Source organism: Halococcus sp. IIIV-5B, from assembly GCF_003602035.1.
Lineage (GTDB): Archaea > Halobacteriota > Halobacteria > Halobacteriales > Halococcaceae > Halococcus > Halococcus salsus.
In genome coordinates, this window is sequence record NZ_QZWE01000023.1 from 1 (window position 1) to 17129 (window position 17129).

A 17129-nucleotide genomic window follows, 5' to 3' on the forward strand; every position below is an offset into this window, starting at 1 on the left:
CCCCCGGACCCGGTGAGTTTCGCCCCCCGTGCGCCCGCCTCGCGGGCCGCCCACACCATCGCGTCGAGCGAGCGCGAGGAGACCCCGAGCGCCGAGAGCAGACCGTGGTTGACGTCCATCAGCCGGCCGAGCTCGTCGACGTCGCCCGCGTCGAGTGCGCGCTCGCCGCGGCGCACGAGGTCGCCGATCGACTCGACCGTGCTGGCGGCGAAGTCGTACTCCTCGCGGAGCGCGCGCACGCCCGCGACGAGTTCGCCGGTGTTGCCCGTGCCGCCGTCGTAGCCAACCACGAACGGGAGGTTCGGTGCGTCGATGGTCTCACAGTCGTCGCCCTCGACCTTCGCCGCGCCGCCGGTCGCCGAGCAGAACGTGTCCGCGCGCGAGGCTTCCCCGTCTTGAACCTCGTGTTCGACTCTGTAGGCGTGGTTCGCCACTTCCTTCGAACTGAGCTCGACACCGAGTTCGCGCGCCGTGGCGTCGATCCCCGCCACTACGACCGCCGCCGACGAGCCGAGACCGGCCCCCAGCGGGAGGTCGCTCTCGACGGTGACGTCGAGGCCCACTTCGGGCTGGTCGGCGAGGTCGCGGGCGCGGTCGATCGCGCCGTCGATGTAGCGCATCCCGAGGTCGAGCACCGACTGGTCGGTGGCCACGGTCGGCCGGTCGTCGGCCGGCCCCGCGTACTCGACGCTGAAGCCGTTGAGGTAGAGGTCGTGGGCGTGGACCCGGACCCGACTGTCCGAGCGCCGGGCGGCTTCGACCCGTGCCCGGCGCTCGATCGCACACGGCACCGCGGGCTCGCCGTAGACCACCGCGTGTTCGCCGAAGAGATAGACCTTGCCGGGGGCGCTTGAGACCGCCATGCGCCCTCTCCGTCGGCCGGCGTATCAGTGTTTGTGGATCCGCTCGGTCGGAGACCGATCCGCACTATGGCAAAGCCTAATAGTTGAAGCGAACTGAGTTAATACATGACCGTTGTCAGCGTCTCGATGCCGGAAGAACTCCTCGAACGGATCGACACCTTCGCCGACGACCACGGCTACACCGGGCGAAGCGAGGTCATCAGGGAGGCGGGGCGCAACCTCCTCGGGGAGTTCGAGGACGCCCGGCTCGAGGACCGCGAGCTCATGGCGGTCGTCACAGTCTTGTTCGACTACGAGACCACCAGCGTCGAGGAGCGGATGATGCACCTCCGCCACGAACACGACGACCTCGTGGCCTCGAACTTCCACAGCCACGTCGGCAACCACTACTGCATGGAAATTTTTATCCTCGACGGCGACCTCGAGGACATCTCGACCTTCGTCGGGAAGATCCGCGCGACCCAGGACACGGTCTCGGTGGATTATTCGGTCATGCCGGTCGAGGACTTCGCCCGAACCCTCGGTTGAACGGCGCTCGATGCTCCTCGTTCACACCACTATTCCCGTCGATCCGGATCGCCGCGAGGCGGCGCTCGACTTGGTTCGGGATCTCACCAAGCGCTCGCGAAACGAGCCCGGAACGGTTACCTACCGCGCGATGACCGATGTCGTTGACCTGAACTTGATCCGATTCTTCGAGCCGTACGAGGATCAAGATGCAGCCGAGGCACAGTCGGCAACGGATTCGTACGAGCAGTTCGAAGCGACGTTGCCGGAACTCGTCGACGGCGAGGTAGAAACGATGCAGACCGAGTTCGAAGGTCCGCCGGAAACGGTCCGCTTCGGGGTCGACGAACTGCAGTGAAATCGTTTCGGTAATTTTCTGTGGCGCTGCTGTGGTTTCCGTCTGGCAAAGCAGTGAAGTACCTCTAATCGCTCCGCTTACTAATGGTCAACCCACACGACGACCCGATAAAGCTGCGGTCGTCGCGTTACGAGGTGTGGCGCGAACGGTTCGTGGCGGAGCGCGGCCGGATACTCGATGCCGTGGCTACCAAGGACATCGAAAAGGATATCCTGCGGATCGAGCACGTCGGTTCGACGGCCGTTCCCGACTTTCCCGCGAAGGACATCGTCGACTTGGACATCGTCGTTGCTGACGACACCGTCTCAGCTATCGCACGCACACTCGAAACTGAACTAGGTGGAACTCGGCACGAAAACACGAGTACGTGGCACCCGATCTTTCGCTCGCACGATGGTCAACGGTACAACGACCACGTGTTCGCTGTCTCCGGCAACAAATGGAAGACGAGTGTCGTGACCCGTGAGGTGCTGTGCACCCATCGGGAGGTCCGCGCTGAATACGCACGATTGAAACGAGAGCTCGCCACCGACCACGACGATTTGGCGGCCTACTCACGAGGCAAGACGGCGTTTATCGAACGCGTTCTCCGGATCGGCCGGGAAGACGACGACTTGGAGTTCGATTTCGTCGTTCCCACTGTCGAGTAGCGGAGCAAAAGCAGTGGTGGAAACTTCCTCAGGAAGTGAAGTGCCGACTCAGATGCCTTCTTCGAAGTCGTCGAGCGCGTAGGTCGGCTCGCCGTCGGGCGAGCGGTCGAGCGTCTCGTTCGCGAGCAGCCAGTAGACAACCGAGAGCGCACGACGACCTTTGTTGTTCGTCGGCACCACGAGGTCGACGTTGCTCACGGAGTTGTTCGAGTCACACATCGCGATCACGGGGATCCCGACGGTGACGGCCTCGGTGACGGCCTGGGAGTCACCGATCGGGTCGGTGACCACGAGGACGTCGGGTTCGATGTAGCCGTCGTAGTCGGGGTTCGTGAGCGTGCCCGGGATGAATCGGCCAGTGCGTGCGCGTGCGCCGATGGCGTCGGCGAACTTCTCGGCCGGGAACCGGCCGTACTGGCGCGAGGACGCGACGAGCACGTTCTCGGGGTCGTAGTTCGAGAGGAAGTTCGCGGCGGTCCGAACCCGCTCGTCGGTGCGGCCGACGTCGAGGACGTAGAGGCCGTCGGTTCGAACGCGGTGGATGAACCGCTCCATGTCCTTGGTCTTCTGCTGGGTGCCGATGTGGACACCGGCTCCCAGGTAGTCCTCGACCGGGATCAGGAGGTCGGCCTCGTCGTCCGCCATGACGTCCTCGTCGAACGTCGGGCCGGTGTCTTCGGCCTCCTCGGTCTCGGCTGGCTGGTCGTCGGTCGATACGTCCGTGTCTGTGGGGTTCTCGGCGGGGTTCGCGCCGGCTTCGCCGGTCGGCTCCGCCTCGATGTCGCGTTCCGCCGCGTCGAGCCCCTCTTCGTTTTCGCTCATGCGGTTTCCTCGATTCTGATGAGTTCGTTCAACTTGGCTGTTCGCTCGCCGCCGACCGCGCCCGTCTTCACGAACGGGGCGTCGGTCGCCACGGCGAGGTGTGCGATCGTGGTGTCCTCGGTCTCGCCCGACCGGTGGGAGATAACGGGCGCGAGCCCGTTCTCCACACCGAGTTCGACCGCGTCGAACGCGTCCGAGAGCGTGCCGATCTGGTTGGGTTTCACCAGAATGGCGTTCGCCGCGGCCTCCTCGATGCCGCGCGCGAGGCGCTCGGTGTTGGTGACGAACAGGTCGTCGCCACAGACGAGCCTCTCCGAGCCCACTTGCGCGGTGAGGTCGGCGAACCCGGCGAAGTCCTCCTCGTCGAGCGGATCCTCGACGTAGACGAGGTCGTACTCGTCCACGAGGTCCGCGACGTACTCGACCTGTTCCTCGGTGGTTCGTTCGGTGTCGCCGTAGCGATAGACCTCGTCGTCGGGGTCGTAGAGTTCGGCCGCGGCCACGTCGAGCCCGAAGCCGACCTCGAAGCCGACCTCGTCGGCCACCGTGTCGGTGGCCTCGGCGACGACCTCGAAGGCCTCCTCGTCGTCGATCGCGGGTGCCCACGCGCCCTCGTCGCCCTTCGCCGCCGGGATCCCGCGGTCGTCGAGGATCGAACTGACCTCGCCGTGGACCCGCGCGTTCGCGAACACCGCGTCGGTGACGCTCGGCGCACCCACGGGTGCGGACAGGAACTCCTGGATGTGGGTCGCCTCCTTGGCGTGTTCGCCCCCGCCGACCACGTTGCCGAGCGGCGTCGGGAACGTCTTCCCACGGAAGGCCCCACCGAGATGCTGATAGAGCGGTGCGCCGAGGGTGTCGGCGGCGGCCTTCGCGCTCGCCATCGAGAGCGCCACGGCACTGTTCGCGCCGATCGTCCCGAAGTCGTCGGTGCCGTCGGCGGCCCGAAGCGCGGCGTCCACCGAGCGCTGGTCGCCGGCGTAGACCTGCCCCTCGATCCGCGGGACGGCGTGTTCGCGCGCCGCCGCGATGGCCTCGTCGGCGGGGAGCGACACGGCCTCGTGGGCCCCCGTGCTCGCGCCGCTCGGGGCAGCCCCCCGACCGAATCCACCCGACTCCGTCGAGACCTCGGCCTCGACCGTGGGGTTCCCACGCGAGTCGAGGATCCGCCGGAGCCGGACCTCGGTGATGAGCGTCACTGCTCGCCCCGCCAGACGGTGAACGGCAACACGTCGGCGTCGTACTCCTCGGCGGCGATCAGTATCGGCTCGGTGCTCTCGGTCTGGACCAGCACCGGCGCGCCGTAGGCGATCTGGAGCGCGCGAGCGCCGATGATCCGGGCCTTCTCGTATCGGTTGTAGCGTTGATTCGCCATCGACATCACTGGTAGGGAGCCACGATGTCCACGAGGTCGGTGTGCGAGACGAGCATCCGCCGACAGCAGTGGCGTTTCACACCGAGGTCGTCGAGCACGTCACCGGGGTCCTCGCCGTCCTCGATCCGCGACTCGAACGCCTCCCAGTGTTCGCCGACGACGCTCCCGCAGGTGAAACACCGCACCGGAACCATCATCGTCGTCGTCCCCCTGTGCTCGCGTTCATGTTATCGGTAGGATTTCTGGTAGCGCGCGCGTGCGCCGGGACCGCCCCACTTCTTCGACTCGGACTGGCGGACGTCGTTCACCAGCAGCGACCGGTCGAACTCCATGTAGGCGTCGCGGAGCTCGGCGTCGTTGGTGTGCTGGACCAGCCCGCGGGCGATCGCGGTCCGGACCGCGTCGGCCTGGCCGACCGTCCCGCCGCCCGAGACGTCGACCGAGATGTCGACCTCCTCGCGCTGCTCCTCGGCGAGCCGGAACGGTTCGAGCATCTTCAGCCGCGCGAGCTCGGGTTCGGCGAGCTCGACGGGTGCCGAGTTGACTCTGACGCGACCCTCCCCGTCGGAGATCGTCGCGCGGGCGATGGCGGTCTTCTTCTTGCCGGAGGTGTTGGTTACCATTGATGTATCACCACGTGACGTTCGCGCCGAGGTTCTCGCTGACGTCGCCGAGCTGGACGAACTTGATGTTCGAGAGCCGGTCGAGCGAGGTGTCGTCGAGCACCTCGCTCCCCTCGAACGGGTTGCCGACGTAGACGCGGACGTTCTCGAAGGCCTCGCGACCGCGCGGGCGCTTGTACGGCAGCATGCCGCGGATCGAGCGCTTCATGATCCGGTCCGGCCGCTTGGGGTAGCGCGGGCCCTGGTCGGAGCCGAGCCCCGCGCGGGTCTCGAAGACCTCCATCACGTCGTCGTCGCTGCCGGTGATGACGGCCTCTTCCGCGTTCACGACGGCGATACGTTCGCCGTCGAGTGCGCGTTCGGCCACCTGGCTCGCCACCCGCCCGAGGATGCAATCCCGGGCGTCGACCACGAGGTCGGGTTCGAATTCTGCACTATTCATCGGATCACCCGCACGTTCGATCCCTCGGGGTTCGATTCGATCGCGTCTTCGAGCGCGACGTGCTCTCCCACCTGATCGATCTTGGTCTCGGCCGTCCCCGAGAAGTCAACCGCCGCGACGGTGACTGGCTTCTGGAGGACGCCGCTCCCGAGCACCTTCCCCGGGACGACGACCGTCTCGTCTTCTTTCGCGTAGCGTTCGATCCGCCCGAGGTTGACCTCGGCGTGGGTCCGCCGGGGTTTCTCGAGGCGGTCGGCCACGGCCTGCCAGACGGGACTCTCCGTCTCGCGCGCGACCGACTCCAGTTCGTCGATGAGACTCGTGAGCCTCGGATTGGTCTTGCTCATACTATCACTCCGAAAAGAGCATGCAGGGAGCAGGATTCGAACCTGCGAACTCCTACGAGACAGCGCCCTGAACGCTGCGCCGTTGACCTGACTTGGCTATCCCTGCACGCGAAACCGTCTTTCTCCTGTCCCCACAAACCAGTTTCGGTCGTCGCGAACGCGGGGCTCGTCGACCCTCGCGCCACCGCGTTCGACCGGGACCGGTTCGTGGGGCGATACATTACAGCTGAACCGCCTCGCGGAGTTCGTTCGCGCGGTCGCCGAGCGAGTCGACGGCCGCGAGCACCAGCTCCTCGACGCTCATCGACCCGTCGGTCTCGACGTGGAAGACGAACGCGTTCGGGACGTCGGTCACCTCGAGCTCCTTGCCCGGGTACCGGTTCGTGAGGTCGCTGCCGAACTCCTCGGTCGGGACCAGCTCGCCGTCGTCCTCGATCACGCCGCGGAGGATGTTCGGCTCCTCGTCGGCGAACTCGTCGGCGTCGCCGGCCACCTCGACGTGCTGGAGGTGGCGGTAGCCGACGGCCACGCCGCCCTGGTGTTTGGCGTGGCTCTTCCCGCTATCGAGCACGGCTTCGGCCTCGACTTCGAGGCGCTGGTCCTCCTTCAGGTCGATGATCGGGACGTTCTGCTCGGCGGGTTCGACCATCGCGTCCGCGCTCTGGAGATCACCCGAGTAGGCGGTGTCGGGCCCCGAGACGTCGAGCCCCAGGGTCACGCTCTCGCCGACCTCGAACTCGTGGGGCGGGGCCGAGAGGGGCACCATCCCGAGCCGATGGCCGATCTGCTCGTCGAACATCACCGACGAGTTCTCGATCACTCTCACCGTGTCGATCGAGAGCGTCGGCACGTCCGCCACCATCGCCCGCCGGATCCCGTTGGCGAACGCCGGCGTGATCCCGCGAACGAGAAAGCGCGCCTCGCGCTCGTCGACGTCGATGAACTCGACCTCGTAGTCGGTGGTGCTCATTGGTTAGAACCCGCTGGATTTGGGTGCGCGTGTGCCGTCGTGTGGGATCGGCGTGACGTCCTCGATCCGGCCGATCTCGAGTCCGGCGCGGGCGAGCGCGCGGACGGTGGCCTGTGCGCCCGGCCCGGGGCTCTTCTGGAGGTTGCCGCCGGGACCGCGAAGCTTGACGTGGACGCCCTCGATACCCTGGGCGAGCACTTCCTCCGCGACGGTCTCGGCCATCTGCATTGCCGCGTATGGCGAGGCTTCGTCGCGGTTCTGTTTCACCACCGTGCCACCGCTCGACTTCGCGAGGGTCTCGGCCCCCGTGAGGTCCGTGACGGAGATGATGGTGTTGTTGAACGAGGCGTGAACGTGGGCGACGGCCCAGCGGTCCTCGTTGCCCTCATTGGCGCTCATTCCTGCCCCTCCGCACGTTCGGGGTGCAGTTCGTCCGCGAGCGAACTCCCCTCGTCGAAGGCGACCCGGTCCTCCTCGGTGGTCGAGACCTTCCGGGAGGGAGCCGTCACGCGGCTGTCGCCGATCACGATGTGACCGTGGGAGACGAACTGACGCGCCTGCTTCGGTGTGTTCGCCAGGCCGTTGCGGTAGACGACGGTCTGGAGCCGGCGTTCGAGCACGTCGGTGGTGTCGAGGCTCAGGACGGCGTCGATCGAGTCGGTCTCGTTGAGGATGCCGAGGCGGCGGAGCCGGTTCAGGAACGGCTCGCCCTCGCGCTCGGCCTCCTCGGGGTCGCCCTGTGCGTTCCCGAGCAGCCGTCGGGCCTCGCGACGGAAGTCACGAAGCTCGGACTCGGCTCGCCAGAGCTCCTCCTTGTTCTTCAGGCCGTAGCGCCCCATCAGCCCGGACTCCTCGGCGATGCGCTCGCCCTGGAACGGGTGGTTCGGGGTCTCGTAGCCCTTGGTGTTGGTGCCAAGCGCCATCTACCCTTCCTCCTCTTCCATCTCTTCTTGGAGGGCCTCGACGTTCACGCCGATGGTACCCTCCGAGCGGCCGGTGGACTTGGTGCGCTGACCGCGGACCTTCTGGCCGCGGTTGTGGCGCACGCCCTTGTAGGAACTGATCATCTGCATTCGGTTGATGTCCTGCTGTCGCGTCAGCGAGAGGTCGTTGCCGACCTCGTGGGCCGCCTCGCCCGAGAAGTAGTCCTTCGGGCGGTTGACGAGCCACTGCGGGACCTCGTCGGCGAGCCCTTCGACGCCCTCGATGATGGCGTCGACGGCGTCGTCGTCGAGGCGACCGAGGGTCGCCGTCTTGTCGACCTCCGCCTGCTCCGCGATGATGCGAGCGGTTCGCCTGCCGACACCGTTCATGCCGGTCAGCGCCCGCTCGACGCTTTTCGTGCCGTCGAGGTCGGTCTGGCCGATCCGGACGAAGTAGCGGATGTCCTCCTCCTCTTCGTCCTCGGCCGGTGTGTCTGGGTCTTCTGCACTCATGCGTTGATCCGTGATGCGTCGTGGCGGGGATTCGAACCCCGGAGGCTGTGCGCCACAGAGTTAGCAACCCTGCGCCTTGGGCCAGGCTTGGCTACCACGACACTCGTGTGGTTGTATTGTCGCCCTCCCGGACTCGGGGCCGGTCCCCTGCAGTACGTCGTAGTGGTTCTATTTCGATGCGGGTATTTAACCCCCACGAAACACCCGCCGTCGTGAGCCCCACCGGGTCGTAGAATCAAATACCATCGCGCCGAAGAACGGATATGGCCGACCTCGCGACCGGTATCGACCGCGATCCCGGAAAGCAAGGGGGTGAGCCGTCCGTCGCTAAGAGGACTTACACACGAACTGGAATTCGATGTAGATATATTCATCAACAGACGAATACGGCTACGTTTCGGCGATGGCGGGAGAGTACACTCGTGATCCGATGACGGTGATGGACCGCAATCCAGTGACCACGGTCTTCGGTTTCCTTGGTACTCTTGCAGGGCTCGCGTTTGCCATCGACACGGGATTGTTCACCTTCGGAGGAGTGACTACCATCGTGGTTGGGGGTGTTTCCGGTGGATTACTCGGTCGAGGGTGCTGGCGCGTACTCGTCGAATCCCACGGATACGGAAGCCTTCCCGCTCGGGGAGCGCTCGCCGGTGGAGTCACTGGGTTCGTGTGGCTCTCACCGTTCTTGACGATGGCGTTCACACTTGGTCGATCTGCTAGCGTGACGGCGTTTTTCGCCGAATTTACGTCGGTGAATGCGGTGCTCGAATTCGGGGCGGGATTCGTTATCTTCGCCGTCTACGGCTTGTTCGTTATCGGATGGGCGACGATTCCAGTAGGAATCATTACTGGTTACTTCCTCGGACGAGAATACGTTGCGCACGGTAACAGGTGACTCCCACAACCGAATCGAAATCGTTCGACGGGAGAACCGTTGACCGAATTCCTTCATCCGCGGAATCCGATCGTTTCGAACGCGCCGACCGAAGGCCGTCGAGCGCCCGCTTCCCAACCCTTATCGCTCGTCCGGCGCTACCCGCGCCATGAACGTATCCGACGTGCAGGACCTCCTCTCGAACGTCGAGGACCCGGATCTCGGTGACGACATCGTCTCGCTCGGCCTCGTCAACGACATCGAGGTTCGGGACGAGGTCGCGCACATCTCGCTCGCGCTCGGTGCGCCCTACTCGCCGAACGAGACCGCCATCGCGGGGCGGGTGCGCGAGGTCTGTGCCGATGCGGGTATCGAGGTCGACCTCACCGCGAGCGTCGAGCGGAGCCAGGACGTCCTGCCGGGTGTGAAGAACGTCATCGCGGTCGCGAGCGGGAAGGGCGGTGTCGGGAAGTCCACCGTCGCGGTGAACCTCGCCGCGGGGCTCTCGGAGATGGGGGCGCGCGTCGGGCTGTTCGACGCCGACATCTACGGCCCGAACGTCCCCCGGATGGTCAGGGCCGACCAGCGCCCACAGGCCACCCCGGAGGAGAAGATCGTCCCGCCGGAGAAGTACGGCATGAAGCTCATGAGCATGGACTTCCTCGTCGGCCAGGACGACCCCGTGATCTGGCGCGGCCCGATGGTCCACAAGGTCCTCACCCAGCTCTTCGAGGACGTCGAGTGGGGCGCGCTGGACTACATGGTGGTCGACCTGCCCCCTGGAACCGGCGACACCCAGCTCACCATGCTCCAGACCGTTCCGCTCGCCGGAGCCGTCATCGTCACCACGCCGCAGGACGTCGCCATCGACGACGCGCGGAAGGGCCTCGAGATGTTCGGCAAACACGAGACCCCCGTGCTGGGGATCGTCGAGAACATGAGCGGGTTCGTCTGCCCGGACTGCGGCGCAGAACACGACCTCTTCGGGAAGGGCGGTGGTCGCGCGTTCGCCGAGGAGGTCGAGATGCCGTTCCTCGGGGAGCTCCCGCTCGACCCCGCCGTCCGGGAGGGCGGCGACGGCGGTTCACCGGTCGTGCTCGACGAGGGCGACACCGCCGACGCCTTCCGGAACCTGACCGAGAACACCGCGAACAACGTCGGGATCGTCCACCGCAACCGACTGGTGACCGGTGACCGTGGTGAGCCGTCGGCCCCGGACGCGCCGTAACGCGACGGCGGAGTACACGGTTCCGACGTGGTCGAACGCCCGTCTGAGAGTTATCCTTCGGTCGTCGTCCCGCTGGCTCCGCGGCTCCGACCCGCGTCCTGGAGCTTCCCGATCCGCCAGCGGAGGACCGCGACCGTGATCAGCCCGACGACGAGCGCCCCGTTCATGATGTAGAGCGCACTGGTGTAGCTCCCCGTGGATTCGAGGATCGCGGAGGCGAGCTGCGGTCCGGCCACCCCGGCGAATCCCCACGCCGTGAGCGCGTAGCCGTGGATCGCGCTGACCTCCTGGGTGCCGAAGAGGTCGCTGAGGTAGGCCGGGAGGCAGGCGAAGCCACCGCCGTAGCAGGTGATGACGAGGAAGATGAGCCCCGCGAGGAGCCAGACGCCCGCGACCTGTGGCATCACGAAGAAGGCGATGATCTGGATGGCGAAGAACGCCGCGTAGGTCGTCGTCCGGCCGATGTAATCCGACAACGAGGCCCACACGATGCGGCCGCCGCCGTTGAAGATCCCGATGTAGCCGGTGATGAACGCCGCGGTCGTCGCGCTCGCGCCGGCGATCTGCTGGAGCATCGGCGAGGCGAACGCGAGCAGCATGATCCCCGCGGAGACGTTGATGAAGACGATGATCCAGACCATCCAGAACCGCGGCGAGGTGCGTGCCTCCTTCGCGGTGAGGTTGCTGATACCGTCGAGCGCGCTCTTCGCTTCCTCCTGGTTCTCCGGGGTGTCCTCTATCCCCTCGGGGAGCCAGCCCTCCGGCGGTTTGGCGAGATAGCTCGCGCCGGCGGCCATCAGGACGAGGTAGAGAACGCCGAGCGCGTAGAACGTCGTCGCGACGCCGACGGACTGGATGAGGTAGTTCCCGAGTGGACCGGTCAGCAGCGCCCCGGCACCGAAGCCCATCACCGCGAGGCCCGTCGCCATCCCGCGGCGGTCGGGGAACCACTCGACGAGCGTTCCGATCGGCGTGATGTAGCCGAGTCCGAGCCCCATCCCGCCGACGACCCCGAACGTGGCGAGGAACAGCGGGAGGCTCCCGAGCTGGACGCTGAGCCCCGATCCGACCATCCCGAGGCCGTACAGCACCGCCGCCGCCAGCCCGGACAACCGCGGGCCGTACTTCTCGACGTAGCTCCCGAGGAAGGCCGCCGTGATCCCGAGGACGAAGATCGCGATGGAGAACGCGGTCGTCACGCTCGACGTCCCCCACCCCTGGGCTTCGTTCAGCGGGATCTGGTAGATGCTGTACGCGTAAATGCTCCCGATCGAGAGGTGGATCGCGACGGCCGACGCGGCGATCAACCACCGGTTCTTGGTCGCCTCCGTTGATGACATCGACTATCGTGGAGGCTGGGGACCGTAATGATTTTCGATAACGGAAAAAGACCGTCGGTACACGCACACTCATGCCGTCCCGACGAGCCGCGGTCGCACCTCACGTCGGCTCGCTACGACGGGAACCGAAGCGGATCGAGGAAACCGGTCGCGGGCGACCTTACTGGAAGGTCTGCCCGATCTCGGGTTCGTTGTTCGCGGGTTCGCCGGCGTTGAACCGGGACTCGATCTCCTCGTAGCGCTCCCTGGTCTCGGCGGTGACGCTCGGGTTGACCTCGTCGAGCGCCTGGTCGAAGTGCTCGACGCCGATCCGGACGTTGCCGACGTTGCCGACCAGGTCCTCGGGGTCGCTCATCTCGATGAGCTCGCGGGTCGCGGCCATCGCGGCCTCGCGGGTGACGGCCTCGATGTCCGCGCCGACGTAGCCCTCCGTCCGGCGCGCGAGGTCGGCGAGGTCGACGTCCTCGGCCAGCGGCTTGTTCCGGGTGTGGACCTCGAAGATCGCCTCCCGGCCCTCCTCGTCGGGCACCGGGACGTGGACGTGTCTGTCGAGCCGCCCAGGTCTGAGCAACGCGCTGTCGATCAGATCTGGTCGATTCGAGGTCGCGATCACCACGACGTCCTCCAGCTCTTCGAGCCCGTCGAGCTCGGTGAGGAGCTGTGAGACCACGCGCTCGCCGACGCCGGAGTCGTTGGCGTGCTGGCCGCGCTCGCCCGCGATCGAGTCGATCTCGTCGAAGAACACGACCGTGGGTGCGTTCTCGCGAGCCTTCGAGAAGACTTCGCGGACGCCCTTTTCGGACTCGCCGACGAACTTGTTGAGGAGTTCGGGGCCCTTGATCGAGATGAAGTTCGACTGGGCCTCGTTGGCGACGGCCTTCGCGAGCAGGGTCTTGCCCGTGCCCGGCGGGCCGTACATCATCACGCCCTTCGCGGCGTTCATGTCCATCGCCTCGAACACCTCGGGGTAGTCGAGCGGCCACTGCACCGTCTCGCGGAGGCGTTCCTTGGTGTCTTCGAGCCCGCCGACGTTCTCCCAGCTGGTGTCGGGGACCTCGACGAACACCTCGCGGAGCGCGGACGGCTCGATGCCCTTCAGCGCGCTCTTCATGTCGTCGCGGGTGACCCGCAACGATTCGAGCACTTCGGCGTCGACCTCCTCCTCGTCGAGGTCGAGCTCGGGTCGAATTCGCCTGAGGGCGTTCATCGCCGACTCCTTCGCCAGCGATTCGAGGTCCGAACCGACGAACCCGTGGGTGTTCTCGGCGTAGGTGTCGAGGTCGATCCCCTCCTCCAGCGGCATCCCGCGCGTGTGGACCTGGAGGATCTCCTTCCGGCCTTCCTTGTCGGGCACGCCGATCTCGATCTCGCGGTCGAACCGGCCACCGCGCCGGAGCGCGGGGTCGATCGCGTCCACGCGGTTGGTCGCGGCGATCACCGTGACCTGGCCGCGCTCTTCGAGCCCGTCCATCAGGCTGAGGAGCTGGGCCACGACCCGGCGCTCGACGTCACCCGAGGTGTCGTCGCGTTTGGGGGCGATCGAGTCGATCTCGTCGATGAAGACGATCGCGGGTTCGTTCTCCTCGGCCTCGTCGAAGATCTCCCGGAGCTGTTCTTCGGACTCGCCGTAGTACTTCGACATGATCTCGGGGCCCGAGATGGTCTCGAAGTGGGCGTCGATCTCGTTGGCGACAGCCTTCGCGATCAGGGTCTTGCCCGTGCCGGGCGGGCCGTGGAGCAGGACGCCCTTCGGCGGGTCGATGCCGAGCTGCTTGAAGAGCTCGGGGTGGCGCATCGGGAGCTCGATCATCTCGCGGACCTGTTCGAGCTCGCGGTCGAGGCCACCGATGTCCTCGTAGGTCACGGAGGGCGTGCTGGCGGTGTCGTCGCCGTCCTCGGAGACGATCTCCTCGGCGGGCTTCTCGCTGACCTCGATCGTGGTCGTGTCGGCGACGATCACGGTCCCGCTCGGGGACGTCTCCGCGACTCGCAGCGGAATGCGCTGGCCGGAGTTCCCCGAGAACGGCCCGAAGCCGAGCGAGAACGGGATCGTCTGGCCCTGCGTGATCGCCTGCCCGGAGAGCTTGTCCTGGATGTAGGGACCGATGTTCCCCCGGATACGGAGGTTCTGGGGCAGCGCCACCGTCACCGAGTCGGCCGGTTTGACGTCGGCCTTCTCGACGCTCACGCGGTCGTCGATGCCCACTTGGGCCTCGCCACGGAGCTGGCCGTCGATACGGATCACGTCACGACCCTGGTCGTCGGGGTAGCCCGGCCAGACCCGTGCGATCGCGCGGCCGTCGCTCCCCTCGATCAGGATGTAGTCGCCGTTCTCGAGCCCGAGCTCCTCCATCGCGGCGCGGTCGACGGCCGCGAGGCCGCGGCCCGCGTCCTTCTGTTTCAGCGGCTTGACTGAGAGCTTCATGTTATCGCGCCACCTCGACGGTAAGCACGCCGTTGTTGATGGTCGCTTCGGCCGACCCGGCCTCGGGGATCTCGAAGTCCGCCTGCTCGTCGCCGTGGACGAGCATCACGGTGCCGTCGACGATGTCGACCGTGATATCGTCGGCGGGACCGAGGTCTGCGGCGTACACCACCCGGTCGGCGTACTCGTATCGCCGGAGTACGTCGTCCCGGTCGTCGAACTGCTGGAGTGTTGGTGTCATCCTAACCTCTGGTTAGTACTACTAGTATTTAAAACTTTCTTGGAAAGCGGGGTGCAACACGACGAATTCCACGGATCGGTTGTATTGTGGTTCAGGCTCGATCGAACTTGAGACTATCGCCCCGACGACGGGTTTTTGCGGCGTGGCTGGCTGGTGTGGGTGTGAGCTTCGAGGACGAACTCGCCCGCGCCCGCGACCTCGACACGTCGAAATTGGCCGATGCCATCGAGACGATGGGATTCGAGTGCACCCGCTGTGGGGCGTGCTGTAAGGCCGCCGACGGACCCGACGGCCACGAGGACCACACCGCGACCGTCTTTCCCGACGAGGTGCGCGACCTCCAGGACGCGACCGGTCGGGAGTGGCGCGACGTCGCCCGCCCGATGCCGTACGGAGTCGAGCCCGGTCCCGACGGCCCGACGGGCGAGACCTTCGAGTGGGCGCTCGAAACCACCGGCTGTGGTGACTGTAGCTTCTACACCGAACGGGATGGGACGGGTGCGTGTACCGTCCACGAGGACCGCCCGCTGATCTGTCGGACCTACCCGTTCAGCGTCGCGCTCGACGGGACGAACCAGCCGATGGGTGCGGCGGTCGATCGAGTCGGCGCGGTGCGCGCCCACGAGTGCGAGGGGCTCGGGCGCGACATCGACCGCGCGGAGGCCGAGGCGCTCGCGGGCGCGCTCAAGACCCGCGCGGTCCGCGAACTCGAGGAGGCGATCGCGGTCCAAGACCGGTACGAACCCGCCCCCGACGCCGACGGTGTGGTGGTCCACGATTCGGAGGGCGCGAAACGACCCGACGGGACGCGGCTCGACGGCGAAGACGAACGGGCTTCCGACGAGTAGCGGGACGTTTATTCGGTGCCCGATGGTACGACCGACTCGATGAACGACACACACGGCATCGGCGAGACGCCCTCCTGTCCGTCCTGTGGTTCGGGCGACGTCGAACGTATCGAGGGCGGTGCCGCCGGTATCTACCGCTGTGCGAACTGTGACGAGGAGTTCGACGCGAACGACGACGACGACCACGCCAAAAGCGAGCCCGGCCAGGAGAACTGAGGCGGCCGGCCGCCGACTCGTCGGTGTACGTACGAAGCGCCCTGGACCGCAGCGGACGACCTACTCGATTATCTCGCCCACCGCGAAGTTGGATTTCACTTCGGTGACCTCGACCTTGACCTGTTCGCCGACCTCCGCTCCGGGGACGATGATGACGTAGCCCCGCTCGACGCGGGCGATACCGTCGCCCTGCTTGCCGATGTCCTCGACTTCGACGTAGCGCATCTCGCCGACGTCGACCGGCGGCTGTGGCTCGGTCGAGGGGCGGTTCGACGACGACGATGACCCGCTCGTCCCGCTCTCGACCGACTCGCGCGAGATCAGCGCCACGCGATAGGTCTCACCCGTCTCGATCGAACCGGTATCGACCTCGCGCCGCGGCACCTCGACGGTGTAGGTGTCGCCGGTCTCGGAGACATCAGCGTTGAACAGACACAGGAGTTTATCAGAGATTTCCATCACGTAGTGCTCCGTTCGCGTCTCTGGAGCGGAGGACCAAAGAACTACCGCTCACCGACGAGCCCGAAAACGAGGGCCCGAGGGCGTTACCCGCACGTACCATCCCCCGGAGTTCGGAACGAGCCTGGGGGGCCACGACCACCGCCTCGACCGTTCCGTGGAGACGAAAACCGACAGACTGCGGCCGGATTACCCCACCGTACCAAACCCCGTATGTACGCCGCCTCGGTAGGGAGACTATGGGCGCTACCACCGCAGCGATGCCCGCTCTCAGCGAGAAGCAGCGACGGATCTTCGAGTACCTCCGTGAGCACGTGGCCACACGAACCTACTTCAAATCCCGCCTCATCGGCGAGGCGGTCGGGCTCTCGGCGAAGGAGGTCGGTACCAACATGACCGCGATCCAGAACTCCGACGGGCCGCTCTCGGTCGAGAAGTGGGGCTACTCCTCCAGCACCACCTGGAAGGTCACCCGGTAGGAGGTCAGCCCTCGACGCTGATGTACCGGTCGGCCTCGCGCGCGAACTGGAGCGTCGCGACGTCGAACGAGTTGGCGTATCGAACCAGCAGCGTCAACAGGAGTTCCGGACGAACGAGCGCGTAGCCCTCGCCACGCGAGAGCACCCCCGCATCTTCGAGGTCGGCGGCGTGTTTGCTCACCGTCGGCCGCGAGACCCCGAGGTCGGTGGCGAGGTCGCTCGCGCTCGCGTCGGGGTCGCGAAGCAGCGCGATCACCATTCCCCGCGGCGTCTCCCGACGGAGGACGCCGAGCGCGACCTTCTCGAACGAGTCGAACTCGCGGGCCGGGAAGTACCGTCGGTAGTCGCCGTCGCGGTCGCTCTCGACGACCGCGTCGTTTTCGAGCCGCCGGAGGTGGTGTTGGGTCTCGCCGGTCCCCAGCTCGAGGTCGTCACGGACCTTCGAGAAGTGCGCGCCCGGCGTCGCCGCGAGGTAGCCCGTGATGGCGTCGCGGGCGTCGCTCTCGTCGTCTTCGTCCCTGTCGGCGAGGCGCGCGAGCGGCCCGACCGCCCCGACGGCGGCGAACCGCCGGAGCGTCGCGCGTTTTCCCTCGTCGACCTCGGGGTCGCCCATTGGTACTGCCTCG

The 17129-nt window shown here is 66.4% G+C and carries 25 protein-coding genes and 2 tRNA genes; 8 read left to right on the forward strand and 19 right to left on the reverse strand.

Annotation, left to right across the window (positions count from 1 at the left end):
• Positions 1 to 863, reverse strand: an 863-nt coding sequence (gene mvk / locus D3261_RS14240) for a mevalonate kinase (protein ID WP_120073470.1), incomplete at its 3' end; no start/stop codon positions are given.
• A gap of 105 nt (positions 864 to 968) precedes the next feature.
• Between mvk and nikR the strand changes: the two genes are divergently transcribed.
• The 3 genes from nikR to D3261_RS14255 all read left to right on the forward strand — a co-directional run bounded on the left by nikR (position 969) and on the right by D3261_RS14255 (position 2378).
• On the forward strand, positions 969 to 1391 hold the full coding sequence (gene nikR / locus D3261_RS14245) for a nickel-responsive transcriptional regulator NikR (protein WP_120073472.1): 423 nt from the start codon (positions 969 to 971) through the stop codon (positions 1389 to 1391).
• A gap of 10 nt (positions 1392 to 1401) precedes the next feature.
• A complete protein-coding gene (locus D3261_RS14250) occupies positions 1402 to 1728 on the forward strand; it encodes a putative quinol monooxygenase (protein WP_120073474.1) in 327 nt (108 codons plus the stop codon).
• Positions 1729 to 1811: 83 nt separating this feature from the next.
• Positions 1812 to 2378 (forward strand): GrpB family protein, encoded by a 567-nt coding sequence (locus tag D3261_RS14255; RefSeq protein ID WP_120073476.1) that lies wholly within the window; start codon positions 1812 to 1814, stop codon positions 2376 to 2378.
• A 48-nt stretch (positions 2379 to 2426) separates the two neighbouring features.
• On the opposite strand, the gene rpsB is transcribed toward D3261_RS14255, so the two are convergent.
• From rpsB to D3261_RS14320, 13 genes are all read right to left on the reverse strand, one after another.
• A complete protein-coding gene (rpsB, locus tag D3261_RS14260) occupies positions 2427 to 3200 on the reverse strand; it encodes a 30S ribosomal protein S2 (protein ID WP_120073478.1) in 774 nt (257 codons plus the stop codon).
• Positions 3197 to 4399 carry a phosphopyruvate hydratase gene (gene eno, locus D3261_RS14265; RefSeq protein ID WP_120073480.1) on the reverse strand — a complete coding sequence of 401 codons (1203 nt, stop codon included), beginning with the start codon at positions 4397 to 4399 and terminating at the stop codon, positions 3197 to 3199. Before eno ends, rpsB begins: the two co-directional genes overlap by 4 nt.
• The gene (locus D3261_RS14270) at positions 4396 to 4575 is read right to left on the reverse strand and encodes a DNA-directed RNA polymerase subunit K (protein WP_192928013.1); all 180 of its coding nucleotides are present in this window, start codon (positions 4573 to 4575) and stop codon (positions 4396 to 4398) included. The genes eno and D3261_RS14270 overlap by 4 nt, the downstream gene beginning before the upstream one ends.
• Positions 4576 to 4580: 5 nt before the next feature.
• On the reverse strand, positions 4581 to 4772 hold the full coding sequence (locus tag D3261_RS14275) for a DNA-directed RNA polymerase subunit N (RefSeq protein ID WP_007695325.1): 192 nt from the start codon (positions 4770 to 4772) through the stop codon (positions 4581 to 4583).
• A gap of 30 nt (positions 4773 to 4802) precedes the next feature.
• Positions 4803 to 5198: a 30S ribosomal protein S9 gene (locus D3261_RS14280; RefSeq protein WP_007695323.1), complete on the reverse strand. Its 396-nt coding sequence runs from the start codon at positions 5196 to 5198 to the stop codon at positions 4803 to 4805.
• Between the two features lie 7 nt (positions 5199 to 5205).
• Positions 5206 to 5640 carry a 50S ribosomal protein L13 gene (locus D3261_RS14285; RefSeq protein ID WP_120073483.1) on the reverse strand — a complete coding sequence of 145 codons (435 nt, stop codon included), beginning with the start codon at positions 5638 to 5640 and terminating at the stop codon, positions 5206 to 5208.
• Entirely contained in the window at positions 5637 to 5987 is a 351-nt protein-coding gene (locus tag D3261_RS14290; RefSeq protein ID WP_007695319.1) for a 50S ribosomal protein L18e, read from the reverse strand. Before D3261_RS14290 ends, D3261_RS14285 begins: the two co-directional genes overlap by 4 nt.
• A gap of 21 nt (positions 5988 to 6008) precedes the next feature.
• Positions 6009 to 6093: transfer RNA gene (locus tag D3261_RS14295), tRNA-Leu, on the reverse strand.
• A gap of 114 nt (positions 6094 to 6207) precedes the next feature.
• Positions 6208 to 6957 (reverse strand): DNA-directed RNA polymerase subunit D, encoded by a 750-nt coding sequence (locus tag D3261_RS14300; RefSeq protein ID WP_120073485.1) that lies wholly within the window; start codon positions 6955 to 6957, stop codon positions 6208 to 6210.
• 3 nt (positions 6958 to 6960) lie between these two features.
• Entirely contained in the window at positions 6961 to 7356 is a 396-nt protein-coding gene (locus tag D3261_RS14305) for a 30S ribosomal protein S11 (RefSeq protein ID WP_007695315.1), read from the reverse strand.
• Entirely contained in the window at positions 7353 to 7880 is a 528-nt protein-coding gene (locus D3261_RS14310; protein ID WP_120073487.1) for a 30S ribosomal protein S4, read from the reverse strand. The genes D3261_RS14305 and D3261_RS14310 overlap by 4 nt, the downstream gene beginning before the upstream one ends.
• Positions 7881 to 8393: a 30S ribosomal protein S13 gene (locus D3261_RS14315; protein WP_120073488.1), complete on the reverse strand. Its 513-nt coding sequence runs from the start codon at positions 8391 to 8393 to the stop codon at positions 7881 to 7883. It lies immediately after the preceding gene.
• 16 nt (positions 8394 to 8409) lie between these two features.
• Positions 8410 to 8494 (reverse strand) — tRNA-Ser (locus D3261_RS14320).
• Between the two features lie 302 nt (positions 8495 to 8796).
• Here D3261_RS14320 and D3261_RS14325 point away from each other — a divergent pair.
• Together D3261_RS14325 and D3261_RS14330 are read left to right on the forward strand one after the other, a co-directional pair.
• Positions 8797 to 9288, forward strand: a complete 492-nt coding sequence (locus tag D3261_RS14325; RefSeq protein WP_199694018.1) for a hypothetical protein — start codon at positions 8797 to 8799, stop codon at positions 9286 to 9288.
• 148 nt (positions 9289 to 9436) lie between these two features.
• Positions 9437 to 10495, forward strand: coding sequence for an Mrp/NBP35 family ATP-binding protein (locus D3261_RS14330; protein WP_120073492.1), 1059 nt, complete (start codon positions 9437 to 9439; stop codon positions 10493 to 10495).
• 50 nt (positions 10496 to 10545) lie between these two features.
• Here D3261_RS14330 and D3261_RS14335 read toward each other — a convergent pair whose 3' ends face one another.
• From D3261_RS14335 to D3261_RS14345, 3 genes are all read right to left on the reverse strand, one after another.
• Positions 10546 to 11835 (reverse strand): OFA family MFS transporter, encoded by a 1290-nt coding sequence (locus tag D3261_RS14335; RefSeq protein ID WP_120073493.1) that lies wholly within the window; start codon positions 11833 to 11835, stop codon positions 10546 to 10548.
• 160 nt (positions 11836 to 11995) lie between these two features.
• On the reverse strand, positions 11996 to 14260 hold the full coding sequence (locus D3261_RS14340) for a CDC48 family AAA ATPase (RefSeq protein WP_120073495.1): 2265 nt from the start codon (positions 14258 to 14260) through the stop codon (positions 11996 to 11998).
• Between the two features lies 1 nt (position 14261).
• Positions 14262 to 14501, reverse strand: coding sequence for a hypothetical protein (locus tag D3261_RS14345; protein ID WP_120073497.1), 240 nt, complete (start codon positions 14499 to 14501; stop codon positions 14262 to 14264).
• 161 nt (positions 14502 to 14662) lie between these two features.
• On the opposite strand from D3261_RS14345, the gene D3261_RS14350 reads away from it, so the two are divergent.
• Both D3261_RS14350 and D3261_RS14355 read left to right on the forward strand, forming a co-directional pair.
• Positions 14663 to 15349: a YkgJ family cysteine cluster protein gene (locus D3261_RS14350; RefSeq protein WP_120073499.1), complete on the forward strand. Its 687-nt coding sequence runs from the start codon at positions 14663 to 14665 to the stop codon at positions 15347 to 15349.
• 39 nt (positions 15350 to 15388) lie between these two features.
• Positions 15389 to 15565: a hypothetical protein gene (locus D3261_RS14355; RefSeq protein WP_233554001.1), complete on the forward strand. Its 177-nt coding sequence runs from the start codon at positions 15389 to 15391 to the stop codon at positions 15563 to 15565.
• 60 nt (positions 15566 to 15625) lie between these two features.
• Here the strand turns inward: D3261_RS14355 and D3261_RS14360 are convergent, their stop codons facing one another.
• A complete protein-coding gene (locus D3261_RS14360; protein ID WP_120073502.1) occupies positions 15626 to 16024 on the reverse strand; it encodes a TRAM domain-containing protein in 399 nt (132 codons plus the stop codon).
• Positions 16025 to 16263: 239 nt separating this feature from the next.
• Between D3261_RS14360 and D3261_RS14365 the strand changes: the two genes are divergently transcribed.
• A complete protein-coding gene (locus D3261_RS14365) occupies positions 16264 to 16503 on the forward strand; it encodes a hypothetical protein (protein ID WP_120073504.1) in 240 nt (79 codons plus the stop codon).
• A 4-nt stretch (positions 16504 to 16507) separates the two neighbouring features.
• On the opposite strand, the gene D3261_RS14370 is transcribed toward D3261_RS14365, so the two are convergent.
• Positions 16508 to 17116 carry an ArsR family transcriptional regulator gene (locus D3261_RS14370; RefSeq protein WP_120073506.1) on the reverse strand — a complete coding sequence of 203 codons (609 nt, stop codon included), beginning with the start codon at positions 17114 to 17116 and terminating at the stop codon, positions 16508 to 16510.
• Between the last annotated feature and the right edge of the window lie 13 nt (positions 17117 to 17129).

Excerpts from the sequence above, each read along its gene's own strand:
- nikR (WP_120073472.1), top strand. The coding sequence starts at position 969 with ATGACCGTTGTCAGCGTCTCGATGCCGGAAGAACTCCTCGAACGGATC.
- D3261_RS14250 (WP_120073474.1), top strand. The coding sequence starts at position 1,402 with ATGCTCCTCGTTCACACCACTATTCCCGTCGATCCGGATCGCCGCGAG.
- D3261_RS14255 (WP_120073476.1), top strand. The coding sequence starts at position 1,812 with ATGGTCAACCCACACGACGACCCGATAAAGCTGCGGTCGTCGCGTTAC.
- rpsB (WP_120073478.1), bottom strand. The coding sequence starts at position 3,200 with ATGAGCGAAAACGAAGAGGGGCTCGACGCGGCGGAACGCGACATCGAG.
- D3261_RS14270 (WP_192928013.1), bottom strand. The coding sequence starts at position 4,575 with ATGGCGAATCAACGCTACAACCGATACGAGAAGGCCCGGATCATCGGC.
- D3261_RS14275 (WP_007695325.1), bottom strand. The coding sequence starts at position 4,772 with ATGATGGTTCCGGTGCGGTGTTTCACCTGCGGGAGCGTCGTCGGCGAA.
- D3261_RS14280 (WP_007695323.1), bottom strand. The coding sequence starts at position 5,198 with ATGGTAACCAACACCTCCGGCAAGAAGAAGACCGCCATCGCCCGCGCG.
- D3261_RS14285 (WP_120073483.1), bottom strand. The coding sequence starts at position 5,640 with ATGAATAGTGCAGAATTCGAACCCGACCTCGTGGTCGACGCCCGGGAT.
- D3261_RS14290 (WP_007695319.1), bottom strand. The coding sequence starts at position 5,987 with ATGAGCAAGACCAATCCGAGGCTCACGAGTCTCATCGACGAACTGGAG.
- D3261_RS14300 (WP_120073485.1), bottom strand. The coding sequence starts at position 6,957 with ATGAGCACCACCGACTACGAGGTCGAGTTCATCGACGTCGACGAGCGC.
- D3261_RS14305 (WP_007695315.1), bottom strand. The coding sequence starts at position 7,356 with ATGAGCGCCAATGAGGGCAACGAGGACCGCTGGGCCGTCGCCCACGTT.
- D3261_RS14310 (WP_120073487.1), bottom strand. The coding sequence starts at position 7,880 with ATGGCGCTTGGCACCAACACCAAGGGCTACGAGACCCCGAACCACCCG.
- D3261_RS14315 (WP_120073488.1), bottom strand. The coding sequence starts at position 8,393 with ATGAGTGCAGAAGACCCAGACACACCGGCCGAGGACGAAGAGGAGGAG.
- D3261_RS14325 (WP_199694018.1), top strand. The coding sequence starts at position 8,797 with ATGGCGGGAGAGTACACTCGTGATCCGATGACGGTGATGGACCGCAAT.
- D3261_RS14330 (WP_120073492.1), top strand. The coding sequence starts at position 9,437 with ATGAACGTATCCGACGTGCAGGACCTCCTCTCGAACGTCGAGGACCCG.
- D3261_RS14335 (WP_120073493.1), bottom strand. The coding sequence starts at position 11,835 with ATGTCATCAACGGAGGCGACCAAGAACCGGTGGTTGATCGCCGCGTCG.
- D3261_RS14340 (WP_120073495.1), bottom strand. The coding sequence starts at position 14,260 with ATGAAGCTCTCAGTCAAGCCGCTGAAACAGAAGGACGCGGGCCGCGGC.
- D3261_RS14345 (WP_120073497.1), bottom strand. The coding sequence starts at position 14,501 with ATGACACCAACACTCCAGCAGTTCGACGACCGGGACGACGTACTCCGG.
- D3261_RS14355 (WP_233554001.1), top strand. The coding sequence starts at position 15,389 with ATGAACGACACACACGGCATCGGCGAGACGCCCTCCTGTCCGTCCTGT.
- D3261_RS14360 (WP_120073502.1), bottom strand. The coding sequence starts at position 16,024 with ATGGAAATCTCTGATAAACTCCTGTGTCTGTTCAACGCTGATGTCTCC.
- D3261_RS14365 (WP_120073504.1), top strand. The coding sequence starts at position 16,264 with ATGGGCGCTACCACCGCAGCGATGCCCGCTCTCAGCGAGAAGCAGCGA.
- D3261_RS14370 (WP_120073506.1), bottom strand. The coding sequence starts at position 17,116 with ATGGGCGACCCCGAGGTCGACGAGGGAAAACGCGCGACGCTCCGGCGG.